At 70.6% G+C, this 8,999-nt stretch carries 7 protein-coding genes; 6 read left to right on the top strand and 1 reads right to left on the bottom strand.

Features of this window, described 5'->3' with window-relative positions; all coding sequences use genetic code 11:
• The coding region (locus AC1HC7_RS16655) for an ROK family transcriptional regulator (RefSeq protein ID WP_479499238.1) at nt 1–1,258 on the bottom strand (1,258 nt) is incomplete at its 3' end.
• A gap of 324 nt (nt 1,259–1,582) precedes the next feature.
• On the opposite strand from AC1HC7_RS16655, the gene xylF reads away from it, so the two are divergent.
• The 6 genes from xylF to AC1HC7_RS16685 all read left to right on the top strand — a co-directional run.
• On the top strand, nt 1,583–2,629 hold the full coding sequence (gene xylF / locus AC1HC7_RS16660; protein WP_479495316.1) for a D-xylose ABC transporter substrate-binding protein: 1,047 nt from the start codon (nt 1,583–1,585) through the stop codon (nt 2,627–2,629).
• Nucleotides 2,630–2,746: 117 nt separating this feature from the next.
• The gene (locus tag AC1HC7_RS16665; RefSeq protein ID WP_479495317.1) at nt 2,747–4,024 is read left to right on the top strand and encodes a sugar ABC transporter permease; all 1,278 of its coding nucleotides are present in this window, start codon (nt 2,747–2,749) and stop codon (nt 4,022–4,024) included.
• A complete protein-coding gene (locus AC1HC7_RS16670) occupies nt 4,021–4,914 on the top strand; it encodes an ATP-binding cassette domain-containing protein (RefSeq protein WP_479495318.1) in 894 nt (297 codons plus the stop codon). The genes AC1HC7_RS16665 and AC1HC7_RS16670 overlap by 4 nt, the downstream gene beginning before the upstream one ends.
• The gene (gene xylB, locus AC1HC7_RS16675; RefSeq protein WP_479495319.1) at nt 4,911–6,395 is read left to right on the top strand and encodes a xylulokinase; all 1,485 of its coding nucleotides are present in this window, start codon (nt 4,911–4,913) and stop codon (nt 6,393–6,395) included. The genes AC1HC7_RS16670 and xylB overlap by 4 nt, the downstream gene beginning before the upstream one ends.
• Nucleotides 6,392–7,696, top strand: a complete 1,305-nt coding sequence (gene xylA, locus AC1HC7_RS16680) for a xylose isomerase (RefSeq protein WP_479495320.1) — start codon at nt 6,392–6,394, stop codon at nt 7,694–7,696. Before xylB ends, xylA begins: the two co-directional genes overlap by 4 nt.
• Nucleotides 7,697–7,855: 159 nt before the next feature.
• The coding region (locus tag AC1HC7_RS16685) for an MJ1477/TM1410 family putative glycoside hydrolase (RefSeq protein ID WP_479499239.1) at nt 7,856–8,999 on the top strand (1,144 nt) is incomplete at its 3' end.

Consider the following 8,999-nt stretch of genomic DNA (forward strand, 5'->3'; position numbering starts at 1 on the left):
CGTAAGGGCCGGATCCGGCGCCGGGCGGGCGCGCGGCGCCGGCGCCGCGCGCATCCAGCGCCGCCAGCGCGGTCAGCATCAGGCCTTCGAGCGCCAGCCCCTCGCTGTCCTCGATCACCTCGGCGTCAAGCTCGCCGGACAGCGCCGGCACCAGCGCCTCGCGCAGGCCGGCGCGGATGTCGGCCTGCATCAGGTCGAAGGCGGTGGCGCCGCGCCCCACGAACACCACCCGCATGGCCCCGATCAGCGCGAACACCCGCCCCAGCCCGAAGCCCAGCGCCCGCCCGGCGCCCGCATAGGCGCCCCGCGCCAGCGGCTCGCCGGCGCGGGCCCGCGCCGCCAGCGCCGCCATGGCCTCGTCCGACACGGGACCGGTGTCTTGGAGGCCGGCGTCAGGGCCGGCGTCAAAGGCGGGGGCGCGCGGGCCGCGGGCCGCGCGCCAGATGGCGTAATCCGCGGCGTAGGCTTCGACGCAGCCAAGCCGCCCGCAGCGGCAGGGGGCGCCGCCGGGCAGGTGGTTCATGTGGCCGAATTCAACCGCCGAACTGGATTGCCCGCGAAACGGCCGCCCCTGCACGAACAGCCCCATGCCGACGCCATAGCCGATCAGCACCACGGCGAAATCCCGGGAATAGCGCCCCGGATCGCGCCAGTGCAGGGTCTGGGCCATGGCGGCGCAGTCGTTCATCACCTGCGCCGGCACGCCGAAACGCGATTCCAGCGCCCCGGCCAGATCGAAATCCGCGGTGGCCAGGATCGGCGACCAGTGGATCGCCCGCCCGGCGCCGTCGGTCACCCCCTGCACCGCCACCGGGATCGCCGCCAGCCGCGCCGCCTGCGGCCGCCCGGCCAGGAACCCCGCCGCCGCGTCGCAGATCGCCGCGGCCATGGCCGCGGCCCCCATGTCCGGGTCCAGCGGCGGCGCGTCGCGCCGCGCCGTCAGCCCGCCGCGATGGTCGTAGAGCGAAAGCGACATCTTGCCGACCCAGACCCCGATCGCCAGCACCGCCGCGTGATCCGCGGCCACCGCCAGCGGCATTTGCGGGCGGCCCCGGCCGCTGGTCCTGGTTCCCGCGGCGCGGCGCTCCAGCACGCCCTCGGCCAGCATCTCGGCGGTGATCGCGGACACCGTGGCCGAACTCAGCCCCGTGGCCTCGGCCAACCCGGTGCGCGCGGTCGCGCCGCGCCGGCGCAGCACCTGCAGGATCAGCGCCCGGTTCTGGCGGCGCACCAGGTCGATATCGGCCTTGGCGGTCATCTCGCGGTCGTCACGCTCCCGTTTTCCGACCCGGCGTCCTGCCGATCACGGCGCGCCATGGGCATGTTGCGTTGCAATATTTCGAAGCGGCGGCCTGAAATTGTCAAAACATGTTGACCGATCCCGGATTCCGAGTCACTTATTTTTTAGGGGTCCAAGAAAAATATCCGGCCCCAAGGCAGACTCCAGGCGGCCCGGGCGCGTTTCCGGTCCCCGCCCGGCACAGCGACGCGCCGACCGGGCGCGCGCCGGAATCGCCGTTCCGCCTGCGGAGCGGCGGGTGAAAGCGTCGCGCGGCGTTGCGCGGCCATCAGGGAGGATCAGATGAAATCAGTGTTCAGGAAGGCGGCCCCCGCCATGCTCGCCGGCGCGCTCGCCGCGACCGGGTTCCAGGCCGCCGCCGAGGTGGTCGTCGGCGTCAGCTGGTCGAATTTCCAGGAGGAGCGCTGGAAAACCGACGAGGCGGCGATCAAGGGCGCGCTGGAAAAGCTCGGCGCCAAATACATCTCGGCGGACGCCCAATCCTCCGCCGCCAAGCAGCTCACCGATGTCGAGAGCCTGATCGCCAACGGCGCCGACGCGCTGATCATTCTCGCCCAGGACAGCGGCGCCATCGGCCCGGCGGTGCAGAAGGCCGTGGACGAGGGCATCCCCGTGGTCGGCTATGACCGGCTGATCGAGAACCCCGCCGCTTTCTACCTGACCTTCGACAACAAGGAGGTCGGGCGCATGCAGGCCCGCGCGGTGTTCGCCGTGCAGCCGACCGGCAACTACGTGTTCATCAAGGGCTCGGCCGCCGATCCGAACGCCGACTTCCTGTTTTCGGGCCAGATGGAGGTGCTGAAGGGCGCCATCGACAGCGGCGCGATCAAGAATGCGGGCGAGGCCTACACCGACGGCTGGCTGCCCGCCAACGCCCAGAAGAACATGGAGCAGATCCTGACCGCCAACGACAACAACGTCGATGCGGTGGTGGCCTCCAACGACGGCACAGCCGGCGGCGTCGTCGCGGCGCTGAGCGCGCAGGGCATGGACGGCGAGGTGCCGGTGTCCGGCCAGGACGGCGACCACGCGGCGCTGAACCGGGTGGCGCTGGGCACGCAGACCGTGTCGGTCTGGAAGGACGCGCGCGAACTGGGCCGGGCGGCGGGCACCATCGCCTTCCTGCTGGCCTCGGGCGCCGATCTGGGCGACGTGCCGGGCGCCGGCGCGTGGTCCGGCGGGCCGGGCGGCGTGTCCATGACCGCGATGTTCCTGAAACCGGTGCCGATCACCCGCGACAACCTGTCGGTGGTGATCGACGCGGGCTGGGTCGAGAAGGCCGTGGTCTGCCAGGGCGTGCCCGCCGGCAGCGTCGCCGCCTGCAACTGATGTCCTGCGACTGGCGCCCCCGCCTGCATCGGGCGGGGGCGCTTTCAGACGGCGGCGGGTTTCAACGCCGCAAACCGGACATCATGGAAAAGCCAATCATTGCACGGAGGCGCGCCGATGGGCGAGAAATCCGCCAGCCCCCTGAAACGGTTTCTCGACGCCACCGAGATCGACACGCGGATGCTGGGGATGATCGGCGCGCTGGCGGTGATCTGGATCGGTTTCGACATCGTGTCGGGCGGCGTGTTCCTGACCCCGCGCAACCTGTGGAACCTGTCGGTTCAGACCTCCTCCATCGCGGTCATGTCGACGGGCATGGTGCTGGTCATCGTCACCCGCAACATCGATCTGTCCGCCGGATCGGTGCTGGGGGTGATCGCCATGATCGGCGGCGTCGCGCAGGCCGAGATCCTGCCCCAATGGCTGGGCTACGGCCACCCGGCGATCTGGGTCATGGCGCTGCTGGTGGGGCTGGCCTGCGGGCTGGCGATCGGCGCCTTCCAGGGCTGGATCATCGCCTATCTCGGGGTGCCCGCCTTCATCGTCACGCTGGGCGGGCTGCTGTCCTGGCGCGGCGCGGCGTGGTGGGTGACCTCGGGGCGCACCGTGGCGCCCATGGACGAGACCTTCAGACTGATCGGCGGCGGCACCGTCGGGTCGATCGGCGCGACGGCGAGCTGGGCGGTGGCGGGGCTCATCTGTCTCGGCGTCATCTACGTGGTCTGGAGCGGGCGCCGCCAGCGCCGCCGCTTCGGCTTTCCCCTGCGCCCGGTCTGGGCCGAATTCACCATGGGCGGCATCGGCTGCGCGCTGGCGCTGGGCGCGGCCGCGGTGGTCAACGCCTATCCCTGGCCCAAGCGGGTGGCGGCGCGCTACGCCAAGGCGCATGACCTGACGGTCCCCGAAGGCGGGCTGCAGATCGCCCACGGCTTCGCCATCCCGGTGCTGATCGCGCTGGCGGTGGGGGTGGCCATGACCCTGCTGGCCACGCGCACCCGCTTCGGGCGCTACGTGTTCTCGATCGGCGGCAACCCCGAGGCGGCGGAGCTGGCCGGCGTCAACACCAAGCGCGTCACCATGCTGGTGTTCATGCTCATGGGCGCGCTGGTCAGCGTCGGCGCCGCGATCTCCACTGCAAGGCTGAACGCAGCCACCAACGCGCAGGGCACGCTGGACGAATTGTATGTGATCGCCGCGGCGGTGATCGGGGGCACCTCGCTGACGGGCGGCGTCGGCACCATCGCCGGGGCCATGCTGGGCGCGGTGGTGATGCAGTCGCTGCAATCGGGCATGGTGCTGGTGGGGCTCGACACGCCCCTGCAGAACATCGTCGTGGGCGCGGTGCTGGTGATCGCGGTCTGGGTGGACATCGAATACCGCAAGAGGTCGTCATGACAGCGCAGGCCCGAACCGACCCCGCCGCGCCGCTGGTGGAAATGAAGGACATCTCCATCGCCTTCGGCGGCGTGCACGCGGTCGAGCGCGTGTCGGTCGACCTCAACCCCGGCGAGGTGGTGGCGGTGCTCGGCCATAACGGGGCCGGGAAATCGACGTTGATCAAGATCCTGTCGGGCGCCTATGCGCGCGACGCGGGGGACATCTATGTCGACGGGGCGCTGGCCCATATCGAAAACCCCCGCGACGCCAAGGGCTACGGCATCGAAACCATCTACCAGACCCTGGCGCTGGCCGACAATCTCGACGCCGCCGCCAACCTGTTCCTGGGGCGCGAGAAGCTCACCCGCTGGGGCACGCTCGACGATTCGGCGATGGAGGCGGCGGCGCGCGAGGTCATGGGCCGCCTCAACCCCAACTTCACCCGCTTCAAGGTGCCGGTGAAGGCGCTGTCGGGCGGCCAGCGCCAGTCGGTGGCGATCGCGCGCGCCATCCTGTTCGACGCCCGCATCCTGATCATGGACGAACCGACCGCGGCGCTCGGCCCGCAGGAAACCGCGCAGGTCGCCGAACTGATCCACGAATTGAAAAAGACCGGCATCGGCATCTTTCTGATCTCGCACGACATCCATGACGTGTTCGACCTCGCCGACCGGGTCGAGGTGATGAAGAACGGCAAGCTGGTGGGCTCGGCGCGCTGCGCCGACGTGACCAAGGACGAGGTGCTGGGCATGATCATCCTCGGCAAATGCCCCCCCGGCGCCACGCCCGGCCCCGGCGCCATGACCTGGAAGGACGGGCCGGGGCATGACGGGCGGGGGCATGACGGGCGGGGCGAAGATGCGCCCGAGGCAACCGGGCAGGGCGGCGAAAAGGGAGCGGCGCAATGATTTTCATCGGCATCGATCTGGGGACTTCGGGCGTCAAGGCGATGCTGATCGAGGCGGGCGGCTCGGCAGGCGGGGGCGAGCGCATGATCGGGGTGGCGGACGCGCCGCTCACCGCCTCGCGCCCGCATCCCGGCTGGTCCGAACAGAATCCCGACGACTGGATCGCCGCGGCGCTGGCCGCCATGGACGGGCTGGCCGCCGCGCATCCGGCGGAGGTCGCCGCCTGCGTCGGCATCGGCCTGTCGGGGCAGATGCACGGCGCCACGCTGCTCGACGCCGCCGACAAGCCCCTGCGCCCGGCGATCCTGTGGAATGACGGGCGCGCCGGGGCCGAAGGCGCGGCGCTGGAGGCGCGCGCCGATTTCCGCCGCGTCGCCGGCAACCAGGCGATGCCCGGCTTCACCGCGCCCAAGGTCGAATGGGTGCGCACCCACCAGCCCGACATCTACGCCAAGATCGCCAAGGTGCTGCTGCCAAAGGATTACCTGCGCCTGCATCTCACCGGCGGCCATGTGTCCGACATGTCCGATTCTTCGGGCACGCTGTGGCTCGACGTGGCGGCGCGCGACTGGTCCGACGACCTGCTGACGGCCAGCGGGCTCAGCCGCGACCACATGCCGGCGCTGGTCGAGGGCTCGGACCCTTCGGGCGACCTGCGCGCCGATCTCTGCGCCCGCTGGGGCATGACCCGGCCGCCGGTGGTGGCGGGGGGCGGCGGCGACAACGCCGCCTCGGCCTGCGGCGTCGGGGCGCTGGCGCCGGGCGGGGCTTTCGTGTCGCTGGGCACCTCGGGGGTGCTGTTCGTGGCCAACGCCCGCTTCTCGCCCAACACCGCGGGCGCGGTGCACGCCATGTGTCACGCGGCGCCCGGGCTGTGGCACCAGATGGGGGTGATCCTCAGCGCCGCCGACGGGCTGGAATGGCTGTCGGGCATCACCGGCGCCTCGGCCGCCGAAATGGTCGGCGAACTGGAATCCGACCCCGACGCGCTGTCAGAGCCGTCCGAAATCGCCTTCCTGCCCTACCTGTCGGGCGAGCGCACGCCCCACAGCGACCCGGGCGCGCGCGGCGCCTTCATCGGCCTGGCCCGCGCCAGCGAACGCCGCCACCTCACCCGCGCGGTGCTCGAAGGCGTGGCCTTCGCCTTTCGCGACTGCCGCGACGCGCTGGGCGCGGCGGGCACGGATTTCGACGTGGCGACGGCGGTGGGCGGGGGGGCGCGCTCGCGGCTTTGGCTGCGCATCATCGCCGCGGCGATGGATCGCCCCGTCGCCGTGCCGCTGGCCGGCGAATTCGGCGCCGCCTTCGGGGCGGCGCGGCTGGGGATCTGCGCCGCCGCGGGCGCCGACCCGCTCGCCGTCTGCACGCCGCCCGAAATCGCCGAGACCATCGACCCGGATCCCGCCCTGCGCGACGCCTACGCCGCGGCCATGCCCCGCTGGCGCGCGCTCTACCCCGCGCTCAAGGAGCTGCGCCAATGAGCTATTTCGCCGATATCGCCCCGGTGGGCTTCGAGGGCCCCGACAGCGCCAACCCGCTGGCCTTTCGCTTCTACGACCCCGACCGCCTGGTGCTCGGCAAGCGCATGGAGGACCATCTGCGCGTCGCCATCGCCTATTGGCACAGCTTCGCGTGGCCCGGAACCGACCCTTTCGGCGGCGAGACGTTCGAACGCCCGTGGTTCGGCGAGGGCATGGACCGCGCCCGCGCCAAGGCCGATGCGGCCTTCGAGATGTTCCGCATCCTCGGCGCGCCGTTCTTCTGTTTTCACGACCGCGACGCGGCCCCCGAGGGCGCGACGCTGGCCCAGTCCAACGCCAACCTGTCGGCGATCTGCGATCTGTTCGAGGACAAGATGGCGGCGGGCGGCCCGAAACTGCTCTGGGGCACCGCCAACCTGTTCTCGCATCGGCGCTACATGGCCGGCGCCGCCACCAATCCCGACCCGGAGGTGTTCGCCTATGCCTGCGCGCAGGTGAAGGCGGCGCTGGAGGCGACGCATCGGCTGGGGGGGGCGAATTACGTGCTCTGGGGCGGGCGCGAGGGGTATGAGACCCTGCTCAACACCGATATGGGGCGCGAATTCGACCAGATGGGGCGGTTCCTGAACATGGTGGTCGAACACAAGCACAAGATCGGGTTTCAGGGGGCGATCCTGGTCGAACCCAAGCCCCAGGAACCGACAAAGCACCAATACGACTACGACGTCGCCACGGTCTACGGGCTGCTGAAGCGCGCCGGGCTGGAAAACGAGGTCAAGGTCAACATCGAGGTCGGCCACGCGGTGCTGGCCGGGCATGCGTTCGAACACGAGATCGCCACGGCCAACGCGCTGGGGATCTTCGGATCGCTCGACATCAACCGCAACGACTACCAGTCGGGCTGGGACACCGACCAGTTCCCCAACAACCCGCCGGAGCTGGCGGTGGCGATCTATCACATCCTTCAGGGCGGCGGGCTGACCACCGGCGGCATGAATTTCGACGCCAAGCTGCGCCGTCAGTCGCTGGACGCCGAGGATCTGATCGCCGCCCATGTGGGGGGCATGGACACCCTGGCGCGCGGATTGCTGGGCGCCGCGGCGATGATCGAGGATGGCGGGCTGGCCGACGCGCTCGCCGCCCGCTACGCCGGCTGGGCGGCCCCGGGCGCCCGCGCGATGCTCGACGGCAAGCGCACGTTGGCGCAGGTCGCCGCCTGGGTCGAAAGCGACGGCATCGACCCCGAACCCCGCTCCGGGCGCCAGGAAAAGCTGGAAAATCTGGTCAATCGGTTCGTCTGAGGCTTGCCCGCCAAGCTCTTGCGGGCGCGGCCGGATCCGGCGTCGCGCCCGCGCCCGGCCCAAGGCCGGCGTCGCCGCGCGATTTGCGCCCGGCCAAACCAATCCCCACGTTCACCATGCGTCGTATTGGTTGGCGCCTGAACCCCCGGGGGAAGCTTGATGCCCAATCCGTTGTCCCGCGTCGACGCCTGGCTCTATCATCTCGGCGACATCGACGCCGCCCGCGCCAGCAAGATCGCCCGCACCAACGCCGATCTGGTGGTCACCGAATTCGCCAGCTACGCCGAGGACGAGGCCCCCTATGACGCCGCCCTGCTCGAACGCATGCGCGGCGGCGACGACGACCGGCTGATCGTCTCCTATCTCAGCATCGGCGAGGCCGAGGATTACCGGTTCTACTGGCAGGACGGCTGGAAGGACAGCCAGCCCTCGTGGCTCGACGCCGCCAATCCCGAATGGGAGGGCAACATCAAGGTCAGGTTCTGGGACCCGGCCTGGCAGAAGATCGTCTTCGATTACGCCGAGCGCATCGTCGCCGCCGGGTTCAACGGGCTCTATCTCGACATCATCGAGGCCTATGAATACTGGGAGGAAGAAGCCCCCGGTCCGAATTACCGCAAGTTGATGGCCGATTTCGTCGCCGATCTGCGCGAAGTCACCGACGCCAAGCTGGCCGATATCGGCGACGCGGATCGCGATTTCGTCATCATCGGCCAGAACGGCGCGGCGCTGATCCGCGAAAAAGCCTATCTCGACGCCATCGACGGCATCGGCAAGGAGGATCTGGGGTTCTATTATCGCAACGGTCGCCCCGGCGATCTGCGCCAACAGCCCGACGATGAATTCGACTACGCCTTTGATCTGCTCAAGCAGGCCGAGGCCGCGGGCAAGCAGGTGTTCGCGGTCGAATACCTGCCCGGCGGGACCGCGGCCAGCCATCGCGCCGCGCTGCATGCGGAGGCCGTGAAGCTGGAAAAGGCCGGCATCCCGCTCTATGTCGCCAGCAGCCGCGATCTTGATTCGGCGGATGCCCAGCCGCGCGCCGTCGACGTGCCGGGCGCCGAGTCCCTGGCCCTGGGGCGCAACCTGCGCGGCGACAACGGCCGCGACGTGCTGCGCGGCGATGACGGGCGCGACGTGATGCACGGGCGCGGCGGCGACGATGTGCTGCGCGGGCGCGACGGCGACGACGTGTTGCGCGGCGGGGCCGGCGACGACGTGTTGCGCGGCGGGGCCGGCGACGATGTGCGGCGCGGCGGGGCCGGCGACGACGTGTTGCGCGGCGGCGGCGGCGACGACGTGC

This window comes from Oceanicella sp., from assembly GCF_056449545.1.

Bases quoted from the DNA above. Each gene is read 5' to 3' on its own strand.
- AC1HC7_RS16670 (WP_479495318.1), top strand. From the start codon at position 4,021: ATGACAGCGCAGGCCCGAACCGACCCCGCCGCGCCGCTGGTGGAAATG.
- xylF (WP_479495316.1), top strand. From the start codon at position 1,583: ATGAAATCAGTGTTCAGGAAGGCGGCCCCCGCCATGCTCGCCGGCGCG.
- xylB (WP_479495319.1), top strand. From the start codon at position 4,911: ATGATTTTCATCGGCATCGATCTGGGGACTTCGGGCGTCAAGGCGATG.
- xylA (WP_479495320.1), top strand. From the start codon at position 6,392: ATGAGCTATTTCGCCGATATCGCCCCGGTGGGCTTCGAGGGCCCCGAC.
- AC1HC7_RS16665 (WP_479495317.1), top strand. From the start codon at position 2,747: ATGGGCGAGAAATCCGCCAGCCCCCTGAAACGGTTTCTCGACGCCACC.